The sequence below is a fragment of the Ferviditalea candida genome (assembly GCF_035282765.1).
In the GTDB taxonomy this organism is placed as follows: Bacteria; Bacillota; Bacilli; order Paenibacillales; family KCTC-25726; genus Ferviditalea; species Ferviditalea candida.
Map to the genome: position 1 here is coordinate 1 of NZ_JAYJLD010000095.1, position 1,442 is coordinate 1,442.

The following is a 1,442-nucleotide window of genomic DNA, read 5'->3' on the forward strand; positions in this document are numbered from 1 at the left end:
GACCGTCGCTGTCGAACAAGAACCGACAGAGGACATCACCACGGAACTGGTGAAGCTGAATCCGTATCGCTATGCGGGCTATTATTGGGACCGCAAGACTCAGTATTATTACCTGCAAGCCCGTTATTACGATCCGAGAAACGGGAGATTCCTGTCGGCGGATACGTATCGGGGTGAAATCCAAAACCCACTTAGTTTACATTTGTATGCCTATGCTTTCAACAATCCCGTGAACTATGTGGATCCGACAGGGCATATGTCGTTTAAGGCGTGGTGGTATGAATTAGCTGGGGAATCGGTAGGATTTTCCAGTGAATTCGTGAAACAAAGTATAGATTCAGTAAAAAGCGTAGGGGCTTTGTTTAAGAGGGAAACTTACGAAGCAATAGGAAGATTAATAACAGCTATCAAGAATCATGAAATCACTTTAGAAGATCTAAAATATTTGGTTCCTGATGAAGTGAGAAATGCGGTTATTTATCAATTAAACCATGAAGAAGAAATTCTTTATGGTGATCCTTCTGCAGAAGAAGCTTACCAATATGGAGTACAAGAAGGTATAGTATCGGGTTATGTAGCTGCTCTCGTTGTTGTGCCAGGTGCTTTAGCGAAATTCATCAAGCAAAGTTCACGCATTGCTAAAATAATGTTTGATAAATCTAAAGGAAAAATAAAGGAAGCATACGAGAGTGCAAAGGCTACTACTGAGGGGACGGGTAAAGTCGTCGGTTCTCTTGATGGCTTGACCAGTGCTGAAAAAACTGTAATTAATGATTTAGTGAGTCAAGGGAAGACAGTCGAGGTCATTCCAAAGACTACTGCTTCAAAAACGCCTGACTTCCTCGTTGATGGTGTTAAAACGGAATTAAAAACTCTTGAGAATCCTAACATTAATACAGGGATAACTCGTATTCAAAAAGGATTCAAACAAGGGGCTGAAACGGTCATTATTGATGGTAGGTCAGCAGGTCTTAGTACTGAACAAGCCCAACAAATAATCAACCGTGCTAAAGGAACATATTCCGATAAAACATTACCGGGTAAGGTTGAAATTTGGACAAACGATGGTACAATTACATTCCCTTAGGAAGGGTGAAAACAGTGGCAGGTTTTTTATGCAAGTGTGGCAAACATTTATCTACAACCGAATCTCCGAATGACATCGAGTTAAGGGTCTATACTGATAGGGAATGGGATTCAATCACTCAAAACGATTCTATTGACCCACTAGCAATTCCGTTCCCTAAATATGACGTATGGAAATGCCCACAATGTGAACGGATTTACTTCTTTGATTGGGAAAGTGGAAAACCTGTGAAAACCTATGCATTAGAAAACAATTGATCCTGAATTTCGAAAGCCCATAATATCAGGGCATACTTGCTAAGTGGAAGGCGTTAGGCTTGTAAACATGTGGATAATTCCCGTGCGAATGGGCCGAA

General features: G+C 41.0%; 2 protein-coding genes. Both read left to right on the plus strand.

Annotation, left to right across the window (positions count from 1 at the left end; translation table 11 throughout):
• On the plus strand, nt 1-1,087 hold a 1,087-nt coding region (locus VF724_RS21175; protein ID WP_371756220.1), incomplete at its 5' end, for an RHS repeat-associated core domain-containing protein.
• Between the two features lie 14 nt (nt 1,088-1,101).
• Nucleotides 1,102-1,344 carry a DUF8617 domain-containing protein gene (locus VF724_RS21630; RefSeq protein ID WP_503473106.1) on the plus strand — a complete coding sequence of 81 codons (243 nt, stop codon included), beginning with the start codon at nt 1,102-1,104 and terminating at the stop codon, nt 1,342-1,344.
• The last annotated feature ends 98 nt before the right edge of the window (nt 1,345-1,442 follow it).